This window comes from Mesorhizobium sp. M1C.F.Ca.ET.210.01.1.1 (assembly GCF_004791585.1).
GTDB lineage: Bacteria > Pseudomonadota > Alphaproteobacteria > Rhizobiales > Rhizobiaceae > Mesorhizobium.
The window spans coordinates 128,463-153,307 of the sequence record NZ_SRUU01000010.1 but is presented as its reverse complement, the minus strand read 5'-3'; the positions used below and the strand labels follow the sequence as shown (position 1 = coordinate 153,307).

23 protein-coding genes are annotated in these 24,845 nt (G+C 64.0%); 11 read left to right on the top strand and 12 right to left on the bottom strand.

Annotated features, from left to right (window positions below; all coding sequences use genetic code 11):
- Positions 1-55: 55 nt before the first annotated feature.
- Positions 56-199: a hypothetical protein gene (locus EN853_RS33930; RefSeq protein ID WP_167524466.1), complete on the bottom strand. Its 144-nt coding sequence runs from the start codon at positions 197-199 to the stop codon at positions 56-58.
- Positions 200-379: 180 nt separating this feature from the next.
- Between EN853_RS33930 and EN853_RS13890 the strand changes: the two genes are divergently transcribed.
- Entirely contained in the window at positions 380-1,459 is a 1,080-nt protein-coding gene (locus EN853_RS13890; RefSeq protein WP_127860333.1) for a substrate-binding domain-containing protein, read from the top strand.
- A gap of 6 nt (positions 1,460-1,465) precedes the next feature.
- On the opposite strand, the gene opgC is transcribed toward EN853_RS13890, so the two are convergent.
- Entirely contained in the window at positions 1,466-2,701 is a 1,236-nt protein-coding gene (opgC, locus tag EN853_RS13885) for an OpgC domain-containing protein (protein WP_127860332.1), read from the bottom strand.
- Between the two features lie 202 nt (positions 2,702-2,903).
- Here opgC and EN853_RS13880 point away from each other — a divergent pair, with 202 nt between their 5' ends.
- Positions 2,904-3,563, top strand: a complete 660-nt coding sequence (locus EN853_RS13880) for an alpha/beta hydrolase (RefSeq protein ID WP_127860331.1) — start codon at positions 2,904-2,906, stop codon at positions 3,561-3,563.
- A gap of 54 nt (positions 3,564-3,617) precedes the next feature.
- Here the strand turns inward: EN853_RS13880 and sthA are convergent, their stop codons facing one another.
- Positions 3,618-5,006: a Si-specific NAD(P)(+) transhydrogenase gene (gene sthA / locus EN853_RS13875; RefSeq protein WP_127860330.1), complete on the bottom strand. Its 1,389-nt coding sequence runs from the start codon at positions 5,004-5,006 to the stop codon at positions 3,618-3,620.
- A gap of 186 nt (positions 5,007-5,192) precedes the next feature.
- Here sthA and EN853_RS13870 point away from each other — a divergent pair, with 186 nt between their 5' ends.
- From EN853_RS13870 to EN853_RS13860, 3 genes are all read left to right on the top strand, one after another.
- Positions 5,193-5,663, top strand: a complete 471-nt coding sequence (locus EN853_RS13870) for an RDD family protein (protein WP_127860329.1) — start codon at positions 5,193-5,195, stop codon at positions 5,661-5,663.
- 140 nt (positions 5,664-5,803) lie between these two features.
- Positions 5,804-6,568, top strand: coding sequence for an arginyltransferase (locus EN853_RS13865; protein WP_127860328.1), 765 nt, complete (start codon positions 5,804-5,806; stop codon positions 6,566-6,568).
- Between the two features lie 120 nt (positions 6,569-6,688).
- Positions 6,689-7,585, top strand: coding sequence for a DMT family transporter (locus EN853_RS13860; protein WP_127860327.1), 897 nt, complete (start codon positions 6,689-6,691; stop codon positions 7,583-7,585).
- Here the strand turns inward: EN853_RS13860 and EN853_RS13855 are convergent.
- Complete coding sequence (locus tag EN853_RS13855; protein ID WP_127860326.1) at positions 7,573-8,772, bottom strand: AI-2E family transporter; 1,200 nt, start codon at positions 8,770-8,772, stop codon at positions 7,573-7,575. The two genes, EN853_RS13860 and EN853_RS13855, sit on opposite strands and share 13 nt — an antisense overlap.
- A 335-nt stretch (positions 8,773-9,107) precedes the next feature.
- Complete coding sequence (gene parC, locus EN853_RS13850; RefSeq protein WP_127860325.1) at positions 9,108-11,363, bottom strand: DNA topoisomerase IV subunit A; 2,256 nt, start codon at positions 11,361-11,363, stop codon at positions 9,108-9,110.
- Here parC and EN853_RS34365 point away from each other — a divergent pair.
- Both EN853_RS34365 and EN853_RS13845 read left to right on the top strand, forming a co-directional pair.
- Complete coding sequence (locus EN853_RS34365; RefSeq protein WP_127860324.1) at positions 11,349-11,711, top strand: hypothetical protein; 363 nt, start codon at positions 11,349-11,351, stop codon at positions 11,709-11,711. The two genes, parC and EN853_RS34365, sit on opposite strands and share 15 nt — an antisense overlap.
- A 43-nt stretch (positions 11,712-11,754) precedes the next feature.
- On the top strand, positions 11,755-12,945 hold the full coding sequence (locus tag EN853_RS13845) for a hypothetical protein (RefSeq protein WP_127860323.1): 1,191 nt from the start codon (positions 11,755-11,757) through the stop codon (positions 12,943-12,945).
- A 96-nt stretch (positions 12,946-13,041) separates the two neighbouring features.
- On the opposite strand, the gene aspS is transcribed toward EN853_RS13845, so the two are convergent.
- Together aspS and EN853_RS13835 are read right to left on the bottom strand one after the other, a co-directional pair.
- Positions 13,042-14,832 carry an aspartate--tRNA ligase gene (gene aspS / locus EN853_RS13840; protein WP_167524475.1) on the bottom strand — a complete coding sequence of 597 codons (1,791 nt, stop codon included), beginning with the start codon at positions 14,830-14,832 and terminating at the stop codon, positions 13,042-13,044.
- A gap of 136 nt (positions 14,833-14,968) precedes the next feature.
- A complete protein-coding gene (locus tag EN853_RS13835) occupies positions 14,969-15,727 on the bottom strand; it encodes a DeoR/GlpR family DNA-binding transcription regulator (RefSeq protein ID WP_127860321.1) in 759 nt (252 codons plus the stop codon).
- A 109-nt stretch (positions 15,728-15,836) separates the two neighbouring features.
- On the opposite strand from EN853_RS13835, the gene EN853_RS13830 reads away from it, so the two are divergent.
- From EN853_RS13830 to rnd, 3 genes are all read left to right on the top strand, one after another.
- Positions 15,837-17,069 carry an MFS transporter gene (locus EN853_RS13830; RefSeq protein WP_127860320.1) on the top strand — a complete coding sequence of 411 codons (1,233 nt, stop codon included), beginning with the start codon at positions 15,837-15,839 and terminating at the stop codon, positions 17,067-17,069.
- A gap of 135 nt (positions 17,070-17,204) precedes the next feature.
- Entirely contained in the window at positions 17,205-18,443 is a 1,239-nt protein-coding gene (locus EN853_RS13825; protein WP_127860319.1) for an MFS transporter, read from the top strand.
- Positions 18,444-18,613: 170 nt separating this feature from the next.
- Positions 18,614-19,765, top strand: coding sequence for a ribonuclease D (rnd, locus tag EN853_RS13820; protein WP_127860318.1), 1,152 nt, complete (start codon positions 18,614-18,616; stop codon positions 19,763-19,765).
- Between the two features lie 33 nt (positions 19,766-19,798).
- On the opposite strand, the gene EN853_RS13815 is transcribed toward rnd, so the two are convergent.
- The 5 genes from EN853_RS13815 to EN853_RS13795 form a co-directional block, all read right to left on the bottom strand.
- A complete protein-coding gene (locus tag EN853_RS13815; protein WP_127860317.1) occupies positions 19,799-20,218 on the bottom strand; it encodes an MAPEG family protein in 420 nt (139 codons plus the stop codon).
- Positions 20,219-20,232: 14 nt separating this feature from the next.
- Positions 20,233-20,778, bottom strand: coding sequence for a hypothetical protein (locus EN853_RS13810; RefSeq protein ID WP_245516964.1), 546 nt, complete (start codon positions 20,776-20,778; stop codon positions 20,233-20,235).
- Positions 20,779-20,821: 43 nt separating this feature from the next.
- The gene (guaB, locus tag EN853_RS13805) at positions 20,822-22,324 is read right to left on the bottom strand and encodes an IMP dehydrogenase (RefSeq protein ID WP_127860315.1); all 1,503 of its coding nucleotides are present in this window, start codon (positions 22,322-22,324) and stop codon (positions 20,822-20,824) included.
- Between the two features lie 142 nt (positions 22,325-22,466).
- Positions 22,467-22,916 carry a PIN domain-containing protein gene (locus tag EN853_RS13800; protein WP_127860314.1) on the bottom strand — a complete coding sequence of 150 codons (450 nt, stop codon included), beginning with the start codon at positions 22,914-22,916 and terminating at the stop codon, positions 22,467-22,469.
- A complete protein-coding gene (locus EN853_RS13795; RefSeq protein WP_127860313.1) occupies positions 22,913-23,161 on the bottom strand; it encodes a type II toxin-antitoxin system prevent-host-death family antitoxin in 249 nt (82 codons plus the stop codon). Before EN853_RS13795 ends, EN853_RS13800 begins: the two co-directional genes overlap by 4 nt.
- A 214-nt stretch (positions 23,162-23,375) precedes the next feature.
- Between EN853_RS13795 and EN853_RS13790 the strand changes: the two genes are divergently transcribed.
- A complete protein-coding gene (locus EN853_RS13790; protein WP_127860312.1) occupies positions 23,376-24,797 on the top strand; it encodes an MFS transporter in 1,422 nt (473 codons plus the stop codon).
- The last annotated feature ends 48 nt before the right edge of the window (positions 24,798-24,845 follow it).

Here is a 24,845-nt window from a genome sequence, read left to right as displayed (position 1 = left end):
CTGCTCTCTTAGAATTGAATCGATCCAATCGATCGACACGAAAAAAGCTGGCGCCTCAGGCGCGCTTGCGCCCCACGATGAAGCGCAGCTCACGCCTCCACGGGCTTGTTTTGCCCCGGCGGCGCTCGCTGAGCGCGGTCGAGGCGATGCCCCAATCGTTACGGTAGACGTCCTCGAACAGATAGCTGACCGGATGCATGGCAGGCCTCCTTCTCGACCTTGCTCCAACTCGCCAAAAAGCAACTTGGATCGATTCAAATCATAAGCCTCACGCACGTCGAGTCAAGCAGAAATTTGAATCGATCCAACAAAAATGCTAAGTGGACCGGCAGGTATTCCGCGTCCATGTTCGTCATGTGACCGGATTCGGAGAACAGGCATGGCATCAGTCCTCGAAGGTCAGACAAGGCCGATCCGGCTGGCAGACATCGCCAAGGCCGCCGGCGTCTCGCATGGCACAGCCTCCAATGTCTTCAGCCGCCCGGAGATCGTGCGCGCCGAGGTGCGCGAAAGGGTCAAGGCGGTGGCTGAGGCGATGGGTTATGCCGGCCCCGACCCCAAGGGCCGCCTGCTGCGCGCCGGCAAGGTCAACGCCATCGGCGTTTGCACCACCGAGCCCCTCTCCTATTTCTTCGAGGATCCTTTTGCCTGTGTGATGATGGCCGGCATCTCGCAGGCATGCGACGCCACCGGTGCTGGAATTGCATTGGTATCGGCTCAGAATGACGAAAAACTCGCTTGGAACATCCAGAGCGCCTTGGTCGACGGCTTCATCCTGTTCTGCATCGAGGGCGGCCCTCGCCTCGTCGAGCTGACGCGCGAACGCAGGCTCCCCTTCGTTGCGCTCGCGATCGGCTTCGATGACGACACCATCTCGATGATCGGCATCGACAACGTCGCCGGCTCCAGGTTGGCTGCGCGTCATCTCGGCAACCTTGGGCATCGCCGTTTCGCCGTTCTGTCGCTGCCTTTCGTTGACGACAGCACCGGTCTTGTAACGCCCGAGCGGCTCGGGACGGCGCTCTACACCGCAACGCGCGACCGGCTTGCTGGCTATTTCGAGGAGCTCTCGCGCTTCGGCATCGATACGAACAGGGTGCCGGTCTACGAGACCGGCAACGAGGAGACGAGCACCAAAGCCGGTCTCGAAACGATCTTCGCCGGCGCGGAGCCGCCCACCGCGATCCTGGCGATGTCGGACCGGATGGCCATGGTCGCGATCGACTGGCTGACCGAGCGGGGCCTGAATGTCCCGGACGACGTCTCGGTCATCGGCTTCGACGGCGTACCGGACGGCGCACGGTGCGATCCGCCGCTGACCACCATCGCCCAGCCGATCACCGAGATCGGCCGGAGGGCAGCTCGTATGATCCTCGACTATGACGGCACGGTGCGGCGCGAGACGATGGGCGTCGAGCTCGTCGTCAGGGCCTCGACCGGCCCTGCGCCGAAGGCCTGAGCGAAATCAATACCCGCCCGCCCTCGCCGGCACCGGCTGTGGGCCGAACGCGGCGCGCGCGGCCTCCTCGCGCGCCGGCCTGGCGCGGGCCGGGCCGAGACCGGCGAGCCATTCGAGATACAGCGCCAGCGCGAACTGCATGGCGATGCCGGCCGCGATCAGCAGCGTGTCATAGGCCAGGCCACCCGGATTGATCAGCTTCAGCACCTGGGCCGCCATGGCGATTACCGTGCCGGCTATGAACACCGGCAGCGAACGCTTGCCCAGGATCGCCAGCGGATTGTCAGGCCTGACGCGGAAGAGGTTCGACACGGCCGGCAGGGCGACGACCAGGTAGCTGACCGCGAGGATATGCAGCAATCTCGGCAGCGACAGGAAGGTCTTGTCGAAGCCGCCGATCACCACCGGCAGGTTGAACCAGGTGATCTGACCCCAGAGCGGGCTGTGCACCCAGATCGCCGCGCCGACCACATAGATGCCGGCGAAACCCACCAGCCACAGGTTCACGGGGATGGTGCCGCCGCGCCTGACGTGGAGCATGACGGCGAGGCCGATGTTGAACAGGAACTGCCAGGACAGCGGGTTGAGGAACCAGAGGCCCGGCTCGGGATAGTTCGGCGGCGCGATCTGCCAGATCCCGGCGACCAGCCACAGCAGGCCGGACACGGTCAGCGCGGCCACAGGTCGGTAGCTGACAAACAGGACGAAGGCCGGCGCCGCCAGAAGCAGCGCGGCATAGACCGGCAGGATGTTGTTGTAGCCGAGCTGATGGCCAAGCGTGACGATGCCGAGCAGCACTTCCGGCGTGTTCTTCATCAGCGGCTCGATGTTGATCATCTTCAACAACTCCGGCCGATGGGCAAACACCGCCGCAGCGCAGAATATGGCGATCACCGCCATGGTGATGACGATGTGGGTGACATAGAGCACGCCGGCGCGCCGCCACATCTTCAGGGTCGCCAGCAGCCTGCCGCCCGGCTTGAACTTGCTGCCATAGGCAAGCGCCACCGAGATGCCCGAGATCAGAACGAAGGCCTCGGCCGCGTCGGAGAAGCCGAGGTTCTTGTAGGTCAGGTTTTCGAAGACGGTGCCCGGCACATGGTCGATGAAAATGGTGAGCAAAGCCAGAGCACGCAGCACGTCGATACGCGTATCGCGTTCCTTCGTGCGCGTGTCGCGATCGTTGATACGCGTGTCGCGATCATGGACACGCATGTCGCGCTGAGAAACAGGGATGGTCATCGACAAAAGGCCTCAGAGCTGGTGTTTCATCTCCAGCAATGCGACCCCCTACGCACCGCTTCGATTCCTCCCGTCGGGAGTCTATCGGCGCAGAAACGGTCTGAAATGCGCCCGGTTCAATCAACTTTCGCGGAGCTCGAAAACATTCCGTTTTGAAGCCGGCAAATCAGCGAAATCACCGTAGAATCAAAAGGATGTGATCATGTCTGAACATGCCAGCAAAAACAGCGAGCTGCAGCATGATCTGCCTTTCGCCTATCGCTTGATCCGACCGGAAGAGGCGAGCGGCGAATGCCTTTTCGTGCTGCATGGATCGGGCGTGGACGAAACGACCTTGGCGCCGCTGGCGAGGCAAATCGCGCCGCGCGCGGTGTTGATTGCGGTGCGTGGCCGCATCCGCCAGGAGGACGGTTTCCGCTGGTTCGAGCGAATCACGCCGACCAGCTTCGAGCAGTCGAGCATCCGCTCGGAGACCGCCGCCTTCGCCCAATTCGTGGCCGAGGCCGCCACGCGCCACGGGCTCGATCTCTCACGCTCGACCTTCCTCGGTTATTCGAACGGCGCCAATCTGGTTTCCACGCTCATGCTGCTTCATCCCGGCCTGGTGCGGCAGGCGGCACTGCTCAGGGCGATGCCGGTGCTCGATGACGCGCCGGCAACCGACCTTGCCGGAACGCGGGTGCTGATCATTGCCGGGGCGGCGGACCAGACCTACGGCCCCTTCGCGCCGGCCCTCGTGACGCTCTTCAGCCAGCGCGGCGCCGAGGTGGACGCGCGCATCGTCGCTTCGGGCCATGAATTCGGCGACACGGATGCCGCGATCGCGCGGCAATGGCTAGCGGCGGCTACCGCCGTCGCCTGACTGAGCCAAGGTAGCTGGTCGGAACGCGCGACAGGGCGCTTCATAAAGAGCGCTCTATCCCTGCCCCATCCGGTTCCAGGCATCGAGCCCAGCGATCTTGTAGGCTTCGGCCAGCGTCGGGTAGTTGAAGGTGTTGTTGACGAAGAAGTCGACCGTGCCGCCGAGATTGATAACGGCCTGGCCGATATGGATGAGTTCGGTGGCGCCCTCGCCGACGATATGGGCGCCGAGCAGGCGGCGCGTCTCGACCGAAAAGAGAAGCTTCAGGAAGCCTGAGTTGACACCCATGATGTGGCCGCGCGAGGTTTCGCGGAAGCGCGCCACGCCGACCTCATAGGCGATCCCGCTCTCGCGCACCTGCTCTTCCGACTGGCCGACGGTGGAGATTTCCGGCACGGCGTAGATACCATAGGGGAAGGTTTCCGGCGGCGGCGGCAGCGCCACGCCAAAGGCGTGGCAAGCGGCCACCCTGCCCTGTTCCATCGAGGTCGAGGCCAGACTCGGAAAGCCGATGACGTCGCCGGCGGCATAGATATTGGGCGCGCTGGTCTGGAACGTTTGCGGATCCACCTTGATGCGGCCTCGCCCGTCGGCTTCGATGCCAACCATCTCCAGACCGAGGGTGGCCACATTGCCGGTGCGGCCTGCGGCATAAAGCACGATCTCGGAGCGGATGGTACGGCCGTCGGCAAGCGTCACCTCGGCATAGTCGGGCTTGGAGGCTATTTCCTTGACCGTGCTGCCGAGACGAATGGTCATGCCGCGGTCACGCATCTGGTGGATGAAGTCGTCGACGATCTCGCGGTCGATGAAATCGAGGATCGTGCTGCGCGGCTCGACCAGCGTCACCGGCACGTCGAGCGCCGAAAAGATGGTCGCATATTCGACCCCGATGACCCCGGCGCCGATGACGGTCAGCGTGCGCGGCAGCCGGTCGAGCTCCAGCATCTCGTCGCTGTCGAAAACGCGCTTCCTGTCGAAGGGCACGTCGCCCGGACGATGCGGCCTTGTGCCCACGGCGATCAGCGCGTTCGCGAAACCGACTTCGCTGTAGTCGCCATTCTCCGCGGTCAGGCTGACCCTGTTGGGGCCGAGGAATTTTACTGCAGCGCGCGCGCTCTTGACCGTATTGCGCATGAACTGGTGCTGCAGCACCTCGACCTCGTGGTCCAGCGTCTTGTGCAGGCGCTCGACAAGGTCGGTGACCGAGATGTCCTGCTTGACCCGGTAGCCGCGCCCGTAGAAGCCGCGCTCGCGCCAGCCGGAGAGGTTGAGCACCGTTTCGCGCAGGGTCTTGGACGGAATGGTGCCGGTGTGCACCGAGACGCCGCCGAGGCGCCGGCCCCTGTCGACCACCAGAACCGATTTGCCGAGCTTGGCCGACTGTACCGCGGCGCGGCGCCCGGAGGGGCCGCTGCCGATGACAAGCATGTCGTAGTCCATATTCCCCATCCCCTCGGCGTCTTGTTGCGCCGCAGCAAGCTAACGCCATCGGCGCCATGAATTCAACCGTCGCAACGACTTGCCGCCCGCGCGTCGCGAGCCGCCGATCTTGATTCCGCCATCGGCTTTCACCATTTCAGTGGCGAAAGGCCGAGACCTGTGTCCGGCCTGTTACGAGGGCATGACATGAACACGCGCGTGCTTGACGGCGAGATCATCACCACAAGGTTCGAGGACACGCGCGCCTATCGCGGCGTGCGCACCAGGCGCGTCTTCGCCTTCATCCTCGACTATTTCATCGTTGCCTTGCTCACCATTCCGTTCGCCATATTGGTCACCCTGCTCGGGCTTTTGACCTTCGGCCTCGGCTGGGCGCTGTTCTCCATCCTGGTGCCGGCGGTTGCCATCCTTTATGTCTGGAACACGCTTGGCAGCCGCGACCAGGCCACGACCGGCATGAAGATCATGGGCATCCGGCTCGACAGGCTCGACGGCACGCGCATCGACGGCCTGACCGCGGTAGTGCATTCGGTACTGTTCTGGGCCGGCAACGTCATCCTGACGCCACTGGTGCTGCTGGTCACGCTGTTTTCCGATCGCAAACGCACCCTGCATGACCTGCTTCTCGGCACAGTCGTCACGCGCACCGATGCCTGACGGTGGCTGCGCCCGCCATCGCTGCGCCGTTTGTGCTAAAATATGAACAGCCCGGGCCGGCCGCGGCCGCATAATCCTGTTGAATTTTTCGCCGGCCGGGCCAAAGGTAGGGCGATTCGCAGGAGCGTTTCCAAGAATCGATGACGCAGCATCCGACCCAGTCGCCGCAGTTCTTCCTGACCGCGCCGTCGCCGTGCCCCTATCTTGAGGGCCAGTTCGAGCGCAAGGTGTTCACGCACCTTGTCGGCGACAAGGCGCCCGAGATGAACGACCTCTTGACCCAAGGCGGCTTCCGGCGCTCCCAGAACATCGCCTACCGGCCGGCCTGCGAATCCTGCCGCGCCTGCGTATCGGTGCGAATCCTGGCGCAGGAGTTCACCGCCAGCCGCAACATGCGCCGCGTCATCCAGCGCAATGCCGACCTGATCGGCGCCATGCATGAAGCGCAGCCGTCGACGGAGCAATATTCGCTGTTCCGCACCTATCTCGACGCCCGCCACCGGCGCGGTGGCATGTCCGACATGACGGTGCTCGACTATGCGATGATGGTCGAGGACACCCATGTCGACACCAAGATCATTGAATACCGGCGCCGAGGCCCGGACACATTCATCACCGGCAAGGGCCAGGGCGAATTGATTGCGGTCGCGCTGACCGACAAGATGGCCGACGGGCTGTCGATGGTCTATTCCTATTTCAATCCCGATTTCGAGGATCGCTCGCTCGGCACCTTCATGATCCTCGACCACATCGCCCGCGCCAGGGCGATGGGACTGCCCCACGTCTATCTCGGCTACTGGGTCAATGGCTCGCGCAAGATGAGCTATAAGATGCGCTTCATGCCGCAGGAGCATCTCGGCCCGAAAGGCTGGGAACGCTACGACCACGAAGCGGTCAGTCGCTGATCCGCTTCGCCTTTCATCCTTAAACTCTTTCAACGAGGAGGACGCTGGTCTTTCGGCCAAATGGCTGGAAGGACCGACGCTGGGCGACATGCGCCCCCTTAGCTTCGCGAGTATTCTTCCATGCCGAGCCGTACCGACCACCAGAAGGGCCTGCTGATCACCGCCATCGGCGGACTGGTACTGACCGTCGACATTCCGCTGATCCGGCTCGCCGACGGCGGCGCATGGACGATCCTGCTGTTGCGCACCGGCACGACGCTCGCCGTAGCGATGATCGTCTGGGCTGTCTGGCGCGCCTTGAGCCGCAATGCGCCGCCACTCATTCCGGGCTGGGCGGGCGTGGCGGTCGCCATCTGCTACGGTCTCACCTCCATCACTTTCGTCACCGCGGTCTTTCACACGACAACCGCGGATCTCGTTTTCATCCTTGCTTTCAACACCGTCTTCTGCGCGCTCCTCTCCTGGCTGTTCCTCAAGGAGCGTCCGCGCGTCGCGACGATGATCGCGATGCTCGCGATGATCATCGGCGTGCTGGTCATCGTCGGCGGATCGGTCGGCACCGGGAAGCTGTTCGGCGACTTCATGGCGCTCAGCTCCACCTTCTTCATCGCGCTCGCCATCACGATTTCGCGCGCCAGCGGCAAGGACATGGGCTTCACCTCGCTGGCGGGTGTCATCTTTCCGCTGGGGCTCGCCACATTCATGGTCGCCGGCGAGAGCTTTCATGTCGAAGCGCCATGGTGGATCATCTTCGACGGCGCGGTGATCATGCCGATCTCGTTCTTCTGCCTCGCCGCCGGCCCGAAATACATTTCAGGGCCGGAAGTGGCGATGTTCTATCTGCTCGAGACCGTGCTTGCGCCGGTTTGGGTCTGGCTGGTCTTTGCCGAAGCTCCGACACGCGACAGCCTGATCGGCGGCACGATCCTGATCGTGACGCTGGTTGCCCACTCGCTCTGGCAATTGCATAAGGGCCGCAAGCGCCGCGCTGTCCTTGCGGTCGGTCAGCCGGCCTGAATTTTCCTGGTCTCGGGCGTCGCCTCGATCCGCGGCGGCCCGTTCTCTTCGTCTGCGGCCGGCGCGAGTTCGTCCATCATCTCGACCTCGCGCAGCCATTCGCGCCAGATGGCGACCAGGAGCGCCATCAGCACCGGGCCGATGAACAGGCCGAGGAAGCCCATCGTCTTGACGCCGCCGATGAGGCCGAAAAAGGTCGGCAGGAACGGCAGCTTGATCGGCCCGCCGACCAGCTTCGGGCGCAACGTCTTGTCGACGATGAAGAGCTCGACCGCGCCCCAGACGAACAGCGCCAGCCCCGCGATCAGCTTGCCGCTGGCGGCGAGATAGATCGATACCAGCGTGAAGGAGAGCGGCGCCCCGCCCGGGATCAGCGCCATGATGCCGGTGAGCGCGCCGAGCGTCACCGGCGACGGCACGCCAGCGAGCCAATAGGCGACGCCAAGCACCAGGCCTTCGCCGATGGCGATGATGGTCATGCCGGTGACGGTCGATGAAATCGTGGCCGGCACGACGCGCGATATCCGCTCCCATCGCGTCGGCAGGATGCGCTCGCCGAGGCGATCGACCTGCGCGGCGAAAGCCTCGCCGTCGCGATAGGCGAAGAACAGCGCGATCAGCATGAACAACAGCGTGAGCAGCAGGCCGAAGGCGCTGCCGCCGGCGGCCAGCGCGCCACGATAGATGGTGCCGATGTTGGAGCCGCTGATCATCTGGATCAGTTCGCCGATGCCGCCGGGATGACCGAGATTGGCCGTCCACTGCTCGTTCAGCCATTCGCCGACCACCGGCATGGTGGCGATCCACTGCGGCGTGACGGAACCGTGGCGGTTGGTCTCGATCGCCCATACCACCCATTCGCGAAGCTCGTTGATGGCATAGGTGCCGGCGAGCGCGATCGGCACCACCAGGAAAGTCAGGATGAACAGGATCGCAAGCGTGGCCGCGATGGTGCGGTTGCCGCCGACGGCAGCGAGCAGCCTGCGGTAGAGCGGCCAGCTCGCAAAGGCGATGACGAGCGCCGCCAGCACCGGGAACAGGAAGCCGTGGAAGAAATAGACGCCGGCGGCGGCGATCAGCACCAGAAGCCAGCGCGCCGCCGACAACGGCGGAATGACGGCAGCCCTGAGCGGCGTCGACAGGCCGAACAGGCGCTGCCCCGGCTTCTGGATTTCAGCCCGCTTCAACCCGGCGTTTCTCCCCTGCCCGGCAATTCGATGAGTGCTTATGCACCATCATAGTGCAGCAATCGTGACGATAGTCCAAATAGTGACTTTCCCTTCTCCCCTTGTGGGGTGAGCAGCCGGTTCGTCGAAGACGAATTCATCGTGCCAGTGGCACGATGAAAGGCCGGCGAACGCCGGGACGCTGAGGAGCAGCGGGGACCCGGCCGAAGTGGATCGGCCACCCCCGGCCCTTCGCAGGCTCAGGGCGTTCGAAGCTCGAAAAGCCAAGCAATTGGCTTTTCGTCCACTAACGCGGAGCGCTTCTTACCCCACAAGGTGAGAAGGAAAAGGCTGCGCTACCCGAATTTCCCCGTCCTCGGGAACCCCTTCGGCACCATGCGGCCGGCGGCGGCGCGGGCGCCGATCCATTCGGCCAGTTCCTCACGCGACTTGGTGAAGGTGCGGTCGGCGGAGTCCTGCCAGGTGAGTCCCGCTGCAATCGTGAAGGTCTTCAGGTCCAGCACGCCGCCGTCCTTGTATTTCTGCAGGCGCACGCCCTTGCCGCGCGCCATCTCCGGGATCTCGGCGAGCGGGAAGACCAGCATCTTGCGGTTCTCGCCGACGATGGCGAGATGGTCGCCCGCGACCGGGACGCAGCGCTTGGCCTCGTCCGGCGCCTTGACGTTCATCACCTGCTTGCCCTTGCGGGTGTTGGCGACGACCTCTTCCTCGGAGACGACAAAGCCGTTGGCGTCGTAGGAGACGAGCAGCAGCTTGCGATTCGGATCGTGCACGAAGGCGGTGACGATGTCCTGGTCGTTCTCCATGTCGACGATGATGCGGATCGGCTCGCCATGGCCGCGCCCGCCCGGTAGCCGGTCGGCGCCGATGGTGTAGAACTTGCCGCCGGTGGTGAAGACCAGGATCTTGTCGGTGGTCTGGGCATGGAAGGCGAGCTTCAGGCTGTCGCCTTCCTTGAAGGCAAGCTGCGAATGGTCTGTCAGATGACCCTTCATCGCGCGCAGCCAGCCCTTCTCGGAGACGACAACGGTGACCGGTTCGCGCTCGATCATCGCATGCGCGATGTCGGTGAGATCATGCTCGGGCGCGTCGGCGAACTGGGTGCGGCGCCTGCCGAGCTCAGTCTCGGGGCCGAACGTGTCGCGGATCTTGGTGACTTCCCACTTGATCGTCGCCCATTGCTTGGTTTCGGAGGCAAGCAGCGCCTCGATCTGCTTCTTCTCCTCGGTGAGGCCATCGAATTCCTTGCGGATCTCGATCTCCTCGAGCTTGCGCAGGGCGCGCAGCCGCATGTTGAGGATGGCTTCGGCCTGGTTGTCGGTGAGCGACCAGCGGGCCATCATCACCTGCTTGGGCTCATCCTCCTCGCGGATGATCCTGATGACCTCATCGATGTTGAGATAGGCGATCAGGTAGCCGGCAAGGATTTCCAGGCGCTTCTCGATCTCGCCAAGGCGATACCTGGACCGGCGGATCAGCACGTCGCGGCGGTGGTCGAGCCACTCCTTGAGCACTCCCTTGAGCGACAGGACGTTCGGCACTTTGCCGCGCGACAGGACGTTCATGTTGAGCGGGAAGCGGCTTTCGAGCTCGGTGAGCTTGAACAGCGATTCCATCAGGATGCCTGGATCGACGGTGCGGCTCTTGGGCACCAGCACGATGCGGATGTCCTCGGCGCTCTCGTCGCGGATGTCTTCGAGCAGCGGCAGCTTGCGCGCCATCAAGAGCTCGGCGATCTTCTCGATCAGCCTGGCCTTCTGGACGCCGTAAGGGATTTCGGTGACGACGATGCTCCAGGTGCCCCTGCCCTGGTCCTCCTGGCCCCATTTGGAGCGCACGCGAAAACCGCCGCGACCCGTCTCATAGGCTTCGAGGATCGAGGCGCGGCTGTCGACAATGATGCCGCCGGTCGGGAAATCCGGGCCCTGGACGAAATCCATCAACTTCGCCACGGGCGCGGCAGGATGCTCGATCAGGTGGAGCGCGGCGTCGCAAAGCTCGGCCGCATTGTGCGGCGGGATCGAGGTCGCCATGCCGACGGCAATGCCGGAGGAGCCGTTGGCGAGCAGGTTCGGGAAGGCGCCGGGAAGAACTGACGGCTCCTCGTCCTCCTCATTGTAGGTCGGCCTGAAGTCGACGGCATCCTCGGTGATGCCGGCAAGCAGCTCGGTCGCCACTTCCGTCATGCGCGCTTCGGTGTAGCGCATGGCGGCGGCGTTATCGCCGTCGATGTTGCCGAAATTGCCCTGCCCGTCGACCAGCGGGTAGCGCATCGAGAATTCCTGCGCGAGGCGCACCAGCGCGTCGTAGATCGACTGGTCGCCATGCGGATGGAACTTACCCATCACCTCGCCGACGATGCGGGCGCATTTGGCAAAGCCCTGGTCGGGGTTGAGCCTGAGCAGCCGCATGGCATGCATGATGCGGCGATGGACCGGCTTCAGCCCGTCGCGCACATCCGGCAGCGCCCGATGCATGATGGTCGACAGCGCGTAGGCCAGGTAGCGCTTCTCGAGCGCTTCCTTCAGATCGACCGGTTCGATGTTGTCGCCGCCGCCATTGTCTTCAGGCGGCAAATGCCTTTTTCCCATGGATTTGGACTAGCCGAGCGGGTGATTCGCGGCAAGCGCCGGGTTGATAGTCGGCGGATTCGCCGCAAATGCGATGTGAAGGATTTCACGGAACCGGCAAGGCGAACATACGAGTTTGCCGCCCGTCTGCAACGGCTTCGGCTGCAAGCCGGAGCGCCGGCCAACATCAATCTGTTACATGCGCGCCCTATTTGGGCATGCAAAGCGCCGGCGCAGGAGAGCCGCGGTCTTCATGACAAATTCACCGCATCATGCAAAGCGTGCCGGCCGGGTTTGCTTTTCATCGCCGTTTTCGACAAATGTGCCGGGAAACGCCTTTCTCCCGTCCCGTTCGTCACGGAATGGTGACGGAACAGGAATTCAAAACACTTTTCAGGACAGGGAACTCGCCATGACAATTCAACGCGCAATGCTCAAGAAACTGGCTTTTTCGACCTTTCTGCTGACCCTCCCGCTCAACGCCGCGTTCGCTGCGGATCCGGCGGTGGCCGAGCGCGTCAAGGCAGCGCTTGCCGCCCAGGGCGTCGACATTTCCTGGACCGGCGTCTCCGGCGACGATTCGAATGCTGTGCTGCAGGGGGTCTCCATCAAGCCGGCGGCCGAGAAGGAAGCGCTGCCGATCGGCGACGTGAAGCTGGAGGGCGTCACCGAGGCCAATGGCGGCTTCGAGATCGCGACCGTCTCGACCTCGGCCTTCGAGCACTCCAAGGACGGCGTGACGCTCAATCTCAGCCCCTTCGTCATACATGACATGAAGGTGCCGGCCGAAGGCAGTACCGACCCGCTCGGCTCGATGATGATGTACAAGTCGGCCGAGCTCTCCAACATGACGGTCAAGGTCGGCAACAAGACGGCCTTCTCGATGGATGGACTTGCCGTCCAGATCACCCCGCCGGCCGACGGCAAGGCGATGGACTTCACCGCCAACACGGAGAAATTCAATGCCGACCTTTCGCTGGTCGACGACCCGAAGTCGAAGGAGGCGATCGAGGCGCTCGGCTACCAGAACATCTCCGGCACCGTCTCGATGGCGGGCACCTGGCAGCCCACCGACGGCAAGATGGAGCTGTCGAAATATGATATCGCGGTCGACAATGCCGGCACGCTCGGCATGACCTTCGATCTCGGCGGCTACACGGTCGACTTCATCAAGTCGATGCAGGCTATGCAGAAGCAGCTCGCCTCACAGCCGGAGGGCGCCGATAATTCCGCGCAGGGCATGGCCATGCTCGGCCTCTTGCAGCAGCTTTCCTTCAACGGCGCCTCGGTGCGCTTCGACGACGATTCGCTGACCGGCAAGGTGCTCGACTATGTCGGCAAGCAGCAGGGCATGTCAGGCAAGGATGTCGCCAACCAGGCCAAGGCGATCGTGCCGTTCGGAATGGCGCAGCTCAACAATCCCGAGCTGACGGCAGAGGTGTCGGCCGCGGTCAACAAGTTCCTCGACGATCCGAAGAGCATCGAGATCTCTGCCGAGCCGCCGTCGTCGGTGCCGTTCGCGCTGATCATGGCCGGCGCCATGTCCAACCCGCTCGACCTGCCCAAGACGCTCGGCGTCAAGGTCAAGGCGAACGAGGACTGATCGAGCGGAACTCTCAAACAAAAAGCCCGGCAGCGATGCCGGGCTTTTTCGTTGAGATCGATTCCTGGAACAAGGCGAACCGCTTGGCGGCGGTCCCTAACCTTCTTTCTTCGCCACCGCGACGCGCAGCGACAGCTCGCGCAGCTGCTGCGGGGTGGCTTCCGAAGGCGCGTTCATCAGCAGGTCGTAGGCCTGCTGGTTCATCGGGAACATGGTGACCTCACGCAGGTTCTTGGCGCCGACCAGCAGCATGACGATGCGGTCAATGCCGGCCGCCATGCCGCCATGCGGCGGCGCGCCATACTGGAAGGCGCGATAGAGACCGCCGAAGCGCTCCTCGACTGTCGCTCGGTCGAGCCCGACCGTCTCGAACGCCTTGACCATGGTTTCCGGCAGATGGTTGCGGATACCTCCGGACGCGATCTCGAAGCCGTTGCAGACCATGTCGTACTGGAACGCCTTGATGCCGAGCAGATCTTCACCACCGAGCGCCTCGATACCCCCCTGCGGCATGGAGAACGGATTGTGGGCGAAGTCGATCTTCTTCTCGTCCTCGTTCCATTCGAAGAATGGGAAGTCGACGATCCAGCACAGCTCGAAGCGTTCACGGTCGACAAGGTTGAGCTCCTCGCCGGCCCGGGTACGCGCGGCACCCGCGAAGGCGACGAACTTCTTCGGATCGCCGGCGACGAAGAAGGCGGCGTCGCCGTCGGCGAGGCCAAGCTGCTGGCGGACCGCCTCGGTGCGTTCCTCGCCAATGTTCTTGGCGATCGGTCCGGCGCCTTCGAGCCTGTCGCCTTCCTTGCGCCAGAAGATGTAGCCGAGACCCGGCTGACCCTCGCCTTGCGCCCATGAGTTCATGCGGTCGCAGAAGGCGCGGCTGCCGCCGGTCCTGGCGGGAATGGCCCACACCTCGGCCTTGGGGTCGTTGGCCAGGATGTTGGCGAAGACCTTGAAGCCGGAGTCGCGGAAATGATCCGAAACCGCCTGCATCTCGATCGGATTGCGCAGGTCCGGCTTGTCGGTGCCGTAGGCGCGCATCGCCTCGTCATAGGGGATGCGGCGGAACTTCTGGGTTACAGGCTTGCCGGCGGCGAAGGTTTCGAAAACGTCTCGCAGCACCGGCTCCATGGTTGAGAGCACGTCATCCTGCTCGACGAAGCTCATCTCGAGGTCGAGCTGATAGAATTCGCCGGGCAGACGGTCGGCGCGCGGATCCTCGTCGCGGAAGCAGGGCGCGATCTGGAAGTAGCGGTCGAAGCCCGACACCATGATCAGCTGCTTGTACTGCTGCGGCGCCTGCGGCAGGGCGTAGAACGTGCCCGGATGGATGCGCGACGGCACCAGGAAGTCGCGCGCGCCTTCCGGCGACGACGCGGTCAGGATCGGCGTCGAGAATTCAGTGAAGCCTACCTCGCCCATGCGCTTGCGCATCTCGGCGATGATCTTCGTGCGCGCCACGATGTTCTTGTGCAGCGTCTCGCGACGCAGGTCGAGGAAACGGTATTTCAGGCGGATGTCCTCGGGGTATTCAGGTTCGCCGAACACCGGCAGCGGCAGTTCCTTGGCCGCCGACAGCACCTCGATCTCGCGCGCGAAAATCTCGATCTCGCCGGTCGGCAGGTTGGGGTTGGCGGTCTCCGGCAGGCGTGCCTTGACCTCGCCGTCGACGCGGATCACCCACTCGCCGCGCACGGTCTCGGCGATCTTGAAGGCCGGCGAATCCGGATCGGCGACGATCTGAGTCAGGCCGTAATGGTCGCGCAGGTCGATGAAGAGCAGCCCGCCATGGTCGCGCACGCGATGCACCCAGCCCGACAGACGGACGGAATTGCCGACGTCGCTCTTTCTCAACTGGGCACAGGTATGGCTGCGGTAACGATGCATTGTCATTGGTGAAGTCCGGAATTGCGGGCGAAAGCCCGGCCCTGAAATTGGCGCGAAAAGCGCATGAGAGGCCAGCTTTGTCAAGGCAACCGGTCACACAGAGCAAGCGGTCATGCAAGCCCTCAGCTTCGGCTGCTCAGGCGAACCGGATTTCAGCGCCCTGTCGCTGGAAGTCGGCAAGGATGGCTGCGGGGGCTGTCCTTTCGACCACCAGGTGACGGATCGTGTCCGCTGCCGCGACACGATAAGGCGCCGCGGTGGCGAGCTTGTCGTTGGTGGCGGCAATGACGATGCCGGCGCTGTTTTTCGCCATGGCTCGCTTCACTTCCGCCTCCGCCGAATCGAAAGCCGTAACGCCGCGTGAGGCGTCCAGGCCGCAGGAGCCAAGGAAGAACAGATCGGCGCCGAGCTGCGCCACGGCGGCAAGCGTGTCGCCGCCGACGCAGGTGCCGAGGTCGCGGATGTATCTGCCGCCGAGCACGATCAGCTCTACCAGGGGAAGATCGGCAAGAGCCGACGCGACGCCGAGCGAATTGGTGGCCACGGTCAGCTCGATATCGCGCGGGATTGCCCTGGCGATCGCCTCGTTGGTCGAGCCGCCGTCGATGAACAGGGCCTGCCCTGAGGTCAGCACGCGCACCGCTGCCTTCGCGAGCCGATGCTTTTCCTCGACCGCATGGCTGCTGCGCTGGCCGATGGTTGCCGCCGCAAAGGGCGCCGCCGGGACCGCGCCGCCATAGACACGGCGCAACTGCCCGGCTTTGGCGAGTTCGCGCAGATCGCGGCGAACCGTGTCTTCCGAGACGCCGAAGCGGCTGGCGAGCTCGCCTGCCAGCACCTTGCCGTCCGCCGCCAGCCGGTCGCGAATGAATTGGTGTCGTTCTTCGGTCAGCATGCACGATCCTATTTCTTTGTGCATGTTATTGCATGTTTTGCGTGTTTATGCAAGAAACTCGCATCGGATCGGCGATGCCGTCCCACCCTCCCCGATGGAAAGTGCCGCTATGACCTTTGGCTTGAAACTCGCCCCTCAGCACCGCGTCTATGCCGGTTTCGCGATCTACTCCTTCGCCATGGGCAACATTTTCCCGCGCCTGCCGGACATCAAGCGGGCCATGGCGATCGAGGACGGCACGCTGGGGCTCAGCCTGATCGGGACGCCGATAGGCACCTTGACGGCGCTGACGCTGGCGACTCCTCTCCTGGAGCGCGTCGGCTTTCGCCGGGCGCTGCTCTGGCTCGTGCCGCTGATCGCGCTTGTCTATTCCATAGCCGTGCACGCGCCGGGACCGATGGCGCTGTTCCTGATGCTGCTGCCGGTCGGGCTGATGATCGGCAGCGTCGAGATCATCCTGAATGTCGAGGCCGATAGGACGGAGTTCCTGCTCAAGCGCCGGATCATGAACCGGGCGCATTCGTTCTGGAGCGCCGGCTTCTTCGGTGCCGGGCTGTTCGGCGGCACGATGGCGCATCTCGGCCTGTCGCCGCAACTGCATCTGGCGCTGGTGGTGCCGATGGTAGCGGTTGCGATGGCGCTGTTCCTCGGCGGCTTCGAGCCGGCGCCTGCCCGCTTCGCCGCTACCGGAGGCAAAGCGCCGATGTTGGCGCGGCCGACGCTGCCGATCCTCGTCCTCGTCGCGGTAACGCTCTCGGCGATGCTCCTGGAAGGCGCCAGCATCGACTGGTCGGCGATCTACATGCGCACCGTGTTCGATTCCGGTCCCTTCGTAGCCGGCTTCACCGTGGCGCTGTTCGCCTTCTCGCAGGCAACCACGCGTTTCTTCGCCGACTCCTTTGTCGACCGCCATTCGCCAAGCGGCGTGGCGCGCGTGCTGCTGACGGCGATGGCGGCCGGCGTGCTGATCGTCTTTTTCTCGCCGCTGCCGCTCATCTCGATGCTGGGCTTTACCCTGTTGGGCTTCGGTAGCAGCGCGATCTTCCCGCTGGCGATCTCGGCCGCAGCGCAACGGACGGACCGCCCGGCGGCGATCAACGTCGCGGCACTTTCGCAGATCTCCTTCATCGCCTTCCTGCTCGGGCCGCCGCTGCTCGGCTTCGTATCGGACCATTGGGGCATCCGCTCCGCCTACGGGATTGGCATCCCCTTCATCGCGCTCAGCCTGCTGACTGCGGGCTCGCTCGGCCGGCGGCCGGCCGCAGAGATCATCAACGCGATTCCGGGCGAGGCGCCGTCGACGGTCGTGCAGGAGATGGAAATACGGGCCGGTAGAGCTTAGGGGCCCCTGTCCTATTGGCCGCTATGTCGTCGGCCGAGCGCAAGAATGTGACCGTGTTCGTGTCGCATTTGCCGCTGGCATTGACAGGATCTATGGTCCAAGAAGAGGTCACAGACCCGTGATTGCCTCTCGACAATGTCTTCCATCCGCCCGCTTATCCCGCTCCTCATTGCCGCAGGCATCCTGCTTGGCGGCAACGGGCTGCAGGGCACGCTGATCGCACTGCGCGGCGCGCGGGAAGGTTTTTCCGCGTCCGATATCGGCCTCATGGGCACATTTTACTTCGCCGGCTTCCTGCTCGGCTGCCTGGCCGTCACCCGTATCCTGAAGGCGGTGGGGCATGTCAGGGCCTTTGCCGCGCTTGCCGCAATCGCGTCGGTCGGCACGCTGCTTCTGGTGCTCGTCATCAACCCCGTGATGTGGTGCGCGGTGCGCTTTGCCGGCGGCTTCTGCTTCGCCGGCCTGTTCACCGTCATGGAAGCCTGGCTGAATTCGGGCGTCACCAACAAGGATCGCGCCCGGGTGCTCGCGATCTACCGCATGGTCGACATCGGCTCGGTCACCGGGGCGCAGTTCCTGATCCCGATCTTCGGCGCCGGCGGTTTCGCCATCTTCGCCGTCATGTCGATGATGATCACCTTTTCGCTGGTGCCCGTCTCTCTCGGCGACCGCTCGAACCCGGCACCGCCGGAAGACGTCAAGCTCGACCTGCCGCGCGTCTGGCGGATCTCGCCGCTCGGCTCAATCGGCTGCATCGCGGTCGGCGTCACCAACAGCGCCTTTCGCACGCTGTCGCCGGTCTATGCCGAGGAGATCGGCATGTCAGTGGCCGACGTGGTGACCTTCGTCAGCGTCGGCATATTCGGAGGCGCCCTCATCCAATATCCGCTGGGCTATCTCTCAGACCGCCGAGACCGGCGCACGGTGTTGTTGGCGACGACGTGCTGCGCCATGCTCGCCGCGCTGGCGCTCGCCTTTGTGGCGCGCGCCGACCCGTTCTTGAACTTCGTCATCGTGTTCATCTTCGGCAGCTTCGCCATGCCGCTCTATTCGCTATCAGCGGCGCATGCCAACGACCGGGCCGGCAAAGGCGAGTTCGTACTGATCAACGCGGCGCTGATGCTGTTCTATTCCTTCGGCGCGATCGGCGGTCCGATCGCGGCGTCGGCGGTGATGCAACATTTCGGGCCGAGCGCGCTGTTCGTCTTCAACGCCTGCGTCTACGCCGTTCTCATCGTCGTGATTCTCTACCGCATGCAGGTGCGGTCGGGCGTGCCGGCCGGCAGCCGCAGCCGCTTCACCGCGCTTTTGCGCACGTCGACGCTGTTCGCGCGGCTGGCGCGGCGGAGCGGCGATTCAGACAGGCAAGGCTAGGCCGGCTCAGCGTTTCACGGAAACGCTGAACCGGTCTATCTCTTTGTTTTTACGCAATTCCGGACGGAAAACCGTTACACACTTTTCCTGGAATTGCTCTAGCTGCGGCTTGACGAAAGCGTTTGCGGCTGAAATTGAAAGAGGCCTGATATGATGCCAAAAGCGATTTGATGCACGTCATCACCACCCAACAAGAACTCGAGAGCGTTATCGCGGCGTTCGAAAAGTCGGACTTCGTCACCGTCGATACCGAATTCATCCGCGAAACGACCTTCTGGCCGATCCTTTGCCTGATCCAGATGGCCGCGCCCGGCGTGACGGCGCTGATCGATCCGCTCTCGCCCGACATCGACTTGAAACCGTTCTTCCGGCTGATGGCCAATGAAGCGGTGGTCAAGGTTTTTCACGCCGCCCGCCAGGATATCGAAATCATCGTCCATCTGGGCGATCTGGTGCCGCATCCGGTGTTCGACACGCAGGTGGCGGCGATGGTCTGCGGCTTCGGCGACAGCATCTCCTACGATCAGCTGGTGCAGCGCATCACCGGCGCGCGGCTCGACAAATCCTCGCGCTTCACCGACTGGCGACACCGACCGCTTTCCGACAAGCAGCTCGAATACGCGCTCGCCGATGTCACCCATCTGATCAAGGTCTACCAGCATCTCAGCGCCGAGCTGAAGCGCGAGGACCGCGGCCATTGGCTGAACGAGGAGATGGATGTCCTCACCTCGCGCCAGACCTACGATCCGCATCCGGAGGATGCCTGGAAGCGCCTGAAGATGCGGCTGCGCAAGCCGCAGGAGCTTGCGATCGTCCAGGCGGTGGCCGCCTGGCGCGAACGCGAGGCGCGCGAGCGCGACGTGCCGCGCGGCCGCGTGCTCAAGGACGATGCCATCTACGAGATCGCGCAACAGGCGCCGCGCGATGCAACCGCCCTCGGCCGCCTGCGCACGACGCCGAAGGGCTGGGAACGCTCCGCGACCGCAACCGCGCTGCTCGGCGCCGTCAACACGGCGCTTGCCATGCCGAAGGAAGCGATGCCCAAGCTGCCGAAAAGCTTCCAGCCGCCTGAGGGTTCGAGCGCGGCGGCGGAACTGCTCAAGGTGTTGCTCAGGATCGTCGCCGAGAAAGAAGGCGTCGCCTCAAAGGTGCTCGCCTCCAGCGACGACATCGACCGCATCGCCGCCGAGGGCGACGGCGCCGACGTGCCGGCGCTGCAAGGCTGGCGGCGCGCCGTGTTCGGCGAACAGGCTCTGCGACTGGTGCGCGGCGAGATCGGCATCAAGTTCGACAAGCGCAGGATCGCGGTGTTCGATCTGTAGCACCTCTCCTTCTCTCCTAAGGGAAAGTCGCTCTCACACCGCCCCGGCCAAGTGCAATGCGAACCAGATCCAGGCGATGAGAAGTATGCCCGCGCCGAGGAAGAAGGCGCGGCTGCGGTGCAGCATGTAGTTTCTGGTGACATGCACCCAGGCGTGGACATAGCGCGTGACGACGAAGAGCCACATCAGCACCAGCGTCAGGTAGTTGACGCCATTGGTGAGGAAGAGCGCCAGGCAGAGCACGTGGAACAGAACCGGCAGCTCGAACTGGTTGATCAGGTTGTTGGCGACGGTGACGCTCGAGGCCGGCTCGGTCGAGCGTACCTTGTACTGGCTGATCTTGGCCTCGCCGGACTTCACGGCAAGATAGCGCCGCTTCAGCATCACCAGATAGACGATGTAGACCAGGAGCACATGCGCCAGCATCGGCCAGAAGATGACGGTCTGGTTCATCCCGCCCCTGCCGCTCAGCGCCGTTGAACGGCCAGCGCGAACACCGCGACCACCGCGACGGGGATAGCCAGAAGCGCGAACTTGGTGACGGTCAGCGACGAGGCGAAGGACAGCGAATCGGGGTTGGCCGACTGGAAATCCGACAAAAGCCTGGCCACGGCAAAATTCTGCGCGTAGTCGGCGATCGCATAGGGCAGCACTAGCACGAGCGCAGCCAGCGCCTGCAACTGCGCAGGCATGGCGCGGAAATTGCCGAGCCGCCGGCCGAGGGCCACGATCAGGCTGAGCAGGGTGAGCGACAGCAACGCCGGGAACAGCAGGTCGAAGGTCAGATAGTGCCAGACGATGATGATCTCGCCGCCGCGCCGGCCGAGCGCGGTCAGCCATGCCATGCCTTCATCGGGCGTGAAACCCGTGACGCGCATGTCGAGCGAAGGGAGCCCGCCGCTCAGGCGGCGGAAATAGAAGAACTCCAGCGCCGTCATGGTGATGAAGACCGCGGCGGAAGCGATGGAGAGCGCCGCCGCATGTCGCGACAGGCGCAGCACCGTCACCGTCAAGCCACGCCAAAGGCCCAGGCGGTCCGGCCGTTGGCCGGCCCGATCAAAGTCCGCCCGGATAGTTCGGGCTTTCGCGGGTGATCGTGACGTCATGGGCGTGGCTTTCACGAAGTCCGGCGTTTGATATGCGCACAAAGGTGGCGCGTTCACGGAACTCGGCAAGATCGCGCCCACCGACATAACCCATAGCGGCTTTCAGGCCGCCTGCAAGCTGGTGCAGCACGCCAGCCACAGGTCCTTTGTAGGGAACCTGCCCCTCAATGCCTTCCGGAACCAGTTTCAGGGTGTCGCGGACCTCGGCCTGGAAGTAGCGATCGGCCGAGCCGCGCGCCATGGCGCCGACCGAACCCATGCCGCGATAGGCCTTGAAGGAGCGGCCCTGGTGCAGATAGACCTCGCCCGGGCTCTCGTCGGTACCGGCAAGCAGCGAGCCGATCATGGCCGCACTTGCGCCGGCGGCGAGCGCCTTGGCCAGATCGCCCGAATATTTGATGCCGCCGTCGGCGATCACCGTCACGCCCGACTTCTGCGCCGTCTCGACCGCCGACATAATCGCCGAAAGCTGCGGCACGCCGACGCCGGCGACGATGCGCGTGGTGCAGATCGAGCCAGGGCCGATGCCGACCTTGACAGCGTCGGCGCCGGCGTCGATCAGCGCCTGCGTGCCTTCGGCGGTGGCGACGTTGCCGGCCAGGATGCGCACGGAATTGGACAGTTTCTTCGCCCGGGTGACGGCATCGAGAACGCGCTGCGAGTGGCCGTGCGCGGTGTCGATGACGAGCAGGTCGACGCCGGCATCGATCAGGCGCTCGGCACGCTCGAAGCCATCGTCGCCGACGCTGGTGGCGGCGGCGGCGCGGAGGCGCCCCTGCGCGTCCTTGGTGGCGTGCGGGTTGAGCTGCGACTTCTCGATGTCCTTGACGGTGATAAGGCCGACGCAATTGCCCTTCTTGTCGACCACCACCAGCTTCTCGATACGGTGCTGGTGCAGCAGCCGCTTGGCCTCGTCCTGGTCGACATTCTCTTTCACCGTGATCAGGTTCTCACGGGTCATCAATTCGTAGACCTTCTGCGACGGATCGGAGGCGAAGCGCACGTCGCGGTTGGTGAGGATGCCGACCAACCGGCCGACCGTGTGGCCGCCGGTGCCGCCACTCTCGACCACGGGAATGCCGGAAATGCCGTGGGCGCGCATCAGCGCCAGCGCATCGGCCAGCGTCGCGTCGGGGCCGATCGTGACGGGATTGACCACCATGCCGGATTCGAACTTCTTCACCTGCCTGACCTGCTCGGCCTGCTCGGCCGGCGAGAAATTGCGGTGGATGACGCCGATGCCGCCGGCCTGCGCCATGGCGATCGCCAGTCTCGCCTCGGTGACGGTGTCCATGGCGGCTGAGAGGATCGGCGTGTTGAGATCGATATCGCCGGCGATGCGGGTGCGGATGTCGGTCTGGCCGGGCATGACCTCGGAATGGCCAGGCTGCAACAGCACGTCGTCGAAGGTCAGCGCCAGCGCACCGGTGGACGTCTCGATGATTTTTGCCATGGCCAGTCCTTTTGAATGCGGAAAAGGCGCTGGACCGGAATGGCCAGCGCCGACTCTCTTCTTCCCTTTCAGGATTGGCGCTGGCTGGTAACACGTCCTGCTGGCGTTGAAAAGCCAATCGTTTGCGAGACGCTTCAGGTTCCTATTCCGCGGCCAGCAGAGCATCCAGCAAAGCGTGACGCGGCGACGCAAAAGGATTGACGACGGTCACACCGCCCCAGGTGAAGCCGTCCTGCAGGTCTTCCGACAGAAGCAGCCGGCATCCTGTTTGCGAAGCAACGGAAAGAATGACGGCATCCCAGATGCCGAAGCGATGGGCCGCAGCAAGATCGACAGCCATCGTCATCACCTCCGGCGTCGTTCCAGCAACCGGGTAGGCGTCACTCCAATCAAGCAATGCATCCCGAGCTTCCTGAGGCGACCTTCCGGCCTTGCGGACGAGAACATTGAACAGTTCGCCCAGAACCTGGACCGGAATTACGGCAGCCTCTTGTGGAACGTTGTGTAACAAGTCGAGAACGACGTCGCGTTTCTCCACGTTGTTGACGCCCTCCGCGTAGGCAAGGACGTTGGTGTCGATCGCGACCTTCACCGATCGTCCTCATAAAGCTCGTCGCGGGTCCAGCGTCCGGCATCGACGATCGGTTGCTGTTCGAGTCGCGACAACAATGCTGCGCGCGAGCGGGAGGCCACGCCGCCCTCGTGCTTCCCCATAGGCACGATACGCGCCACCGGCCGCCCATGGCTGGTCACGACGTAGCTGTGGCCCTCTCGCACCTCACGCAAGATATGGGAGAATCTGCGATTGGCCTCGGCTGCCGAGACGGCTTCGTCCATGGTTGCACCCGTCTATAGTTATTTTCACTACAATAGTGATGGAGCCCTTGTTTAGCAAGCCATTGCCCGGTCGTGACGGCCACCAAGGGTTGCGTTCGCGCAAAAGTGACAGCAATTTAATACGACATGCGGGCCAATTGGTGATAACCGCCCGGTTGTGCCGGCTCGCCCCCAAGCCGAGCAGAGAACCGCGAAGTCAAATCAGGGCGTTCCCTTGAATCGCATCATCCCGCTCATCCTGGCGGTCGCACTCTTCATGGAGAACATGGATTCGACCGTGATCGCGACCTCGCTGCCGGCGATCGCCGTCGACATCCACACCAGCCCGATCGCGCTGAAGCTGGCGCTGACGGCCTATCTGGTGTCGCTGGCGATCTTCATTCCGATCAGCGGCTGGATGGCGGACCGGTTCGGCGCCAAGAACGTGTTTCGCGCCGCGATCGCCGTCTTCATCGCCGGCTCGGTCGCTTGCGCCTTTGCCAATTCGCTGCCGGCCTTCGTGGTGTCGCGCTTCCTGCAAGGCATGGGCGGTGCCATGATGACGCCGGTCGGCCGCCTGGTGCTGGTGCGCGCCACGCCGAAGAGCGAACTCGTCGCGGCAATGTCGTGGCTGACGGTGCCGGCGCTGGTCGGGCCGCTGGTCGGTCCGCCCATCGGCGGCTTCATCACCACCTATCTCACCTGGCACTGGATTTTTCTGATCAACGTGCCGATCGGGCTCGCCGGCATCTGGCTCGCCACCCGCTATCTGCCTGAGACGGAAGCCACCGAAACGCCGCCGCTGGATTTTCCCGGTTTCGTGCTGAGCGGCCTCGCGGCGTCCGGCGTCGTTTTCGGCCTCTCCGTGGTCAGCCTGCCGGCATTGCCGCCGATCGCCGGCTTCATCACGGTTGCCGTCGGCCTGGTTTCGGGCGCGCTTTATCTCCTGCATGCGCGGCGCGCCAGGAACCCGCTGCTGGCGCTGGAACTGTTCCGCAACCAGGTATTTCGTTCCTCCGTGCTCGGCGGCTCGCTGTTTCGTATCGGCATCGGCGCGGTGCCCTTCCTTTTGCCGCTGATGTTCCAGATCGGCTTCGGGCTGACGCCGTTCCAGTCCGGCATGATCACCTTCGTCTCGGCGATCGGCGCCATCGGCATGAAGTTCGTCACCGCGCTGCTTTTCCGTCTCGCCGGCTTCCGCCGGGTGCTGATCTGGGGCTCGCTGATTGCCGCCGGCTCGATCGCGATCTACGGGCTTTTCACCCCCGAGACACCCTATGCGCTGATGCTCGCGATATTGCTGGTCGGCGGTTTCATCCGCTCGATGTTCTTCACCGGCGTCAACGCGCTTTCCTATGCCGAGATCTCGGCCGCCGACACCAGCAAGGCAACGCCGATCACCGCCGTCTTCCAGCAGCTTTCGATCGCGCTCGGCGTGGCGCTGGCCGGCGGCATCCTGGAAGTGTCGACCTCGATCCATGGCGGGCCGCTGACACTCAGCGACTTCCACATCGCCTTCTTCATCGTCGCGGCCGCCTCGGCGGCGGCATCGGTGACCTTCATGCGGCTGGCGCCGGATGCCGGCAATGCGGTGTCGGGACACGGGCGGCTGACCACGCCGAAGACCCTGGAGACGATGAGCACGGCGGGGAAGTAGCTCATGGTGCCGCCCCAGCGTGACTTCGTCATTCTAGGGCGGAGCGAA

Excerpts from the sequence above, each read along its gene's own strand:
- rnd (WP_127860318.1), top strand. The coding sequence starts at position 18,614 with ATGCACGTCATCACCACCCAACAAGAACTCGAGAGCGTTATCGCGGCG.
- sthA (WP_127860330.1), bottom strand. The coding sequence starts at position 5,006 with ATGGACTACGACATGCTTGTCATCGGCAGCGGCCCCTCCGGGCGCCGC.
- opgC (WP_127860332.1), bottom strand. The coding sequence starts at position 2,701 with ATGACCATCCCTGTTTCTCAGCGCGACATGCGTGTCCATGATCGCGAC.
- EN853_RS13865 (WP_127860328.1), top strand. The coding sequence starts at position 5,804 with ATGACGCAGCATCCGACCCAGTCGCCGCAGTTCTTCCTGACCGCGCCG.
- EN853_RS13870 (WP_127860329.1), top strand. The coding sequence starts at position 5,193 with ATGAACACGCGCGTGCTTGACGGCGAGATCATCACCACAAGGTTCGAG.
- EN853_RS34365 (WP_127860324.1), top strand. The coding sequence starts at position 11,349 with ATGCCTTTTTCCCATGGATTTGGACTAGCCGAGCGGGTGATTCGCGGC.
- EN853_RS13845 (WP_127860323.1), top strand. The coding sequence starts at position 11,755 with ATGACAATTCAACGCGCAATGCTCAAGAAACTGGCTTTTTCGACCTTT.
- EN853_RS13825 (WP_127860319.1), top strand. The coding sequence starts at position 17,205 with ATGTCTTCCATCCGCCCGCTTATCCCGCTCCTCATTGCCGCAGGCATC.
- guaB (WP_127860315.1), bottom strand. The coding sequence starts at position 22,324 with ATGGCAAAAATCATCGAGACGTCCACCGGTGCGCTGGCGCTGACCTTC.
- parC (WP_127860325.1), bottom strand. The coding sequence starts at position 11,363 with ATGGGAAAAAGGCATTTGCCGCCTGAAGACAATGGCGGCGGCGACAAC.
- EN853_RS33930 (WP_167524466.1), bottom strand. The coding sequence starts at position 199 with ATGCATCCGGTCAGCTATCTGTTCGAGGACGTCTACCGTAACGATTGG.
- EN853_RS13795 (WP_127860313.1), bottom strand. The coding sequence starts at position 23,161 with ATGGACGAAGCCGTCTCGGCAGCCGAGGCCAATCGCAGATTCTCCCAT.
- EN853_RS13860 (WP_127860327.1), top strand. The coding sequence starts at position 6,689 with ATGCCGAGCCGTACCGACCACCAGAAGGGCCTGCTGATCACCGCCATC.
- EN853_RS13890 (WP_127860333.1), top strand. The coding sequence starts at position 380 with ATGGCATCAGTCCTCGAAGGTCAGACAAGGCCGATCCGGCTGGCAGAC.
- EN853_RS13880 (WP_127860331.1), top strand. The coding sequence starts at position 2,904 with ATGTCTGAACATGCCAGCAAAAACAGCGAGCTGCAGCATGATCTGCCT.
- EN853_RS13815 (WP_127860317.1), bottom strand. The coding sequence starts at position 20,218 with ATGAACCAGACCGTCATCTTCTGGCCGATGCTGGCGCATGTGCTCCTG.
- aspS (WP_167524475.1), bottom strand. The coding sequence starts at position 14,832 with ATGCATCGTTACCGCAGCCATACCTGTGCCCAGTTGAGAAAGAGCGAC.
- EN853_RS13830 (WP_127860320.1), top strand. The coding sequence starts at position 15,837 with ATGACCTTTGGCTTGAAACTCGCCCCTCAGCACCGCGTCTATGCCGGT.
- EN853_RS13835 (WP_127860321.1), bottom strand. The coding sequence starts at position 15,727 with ATGCTGACCGAAGAACGACACCAATTCATTCGCGACCGGCTGGCGGCG.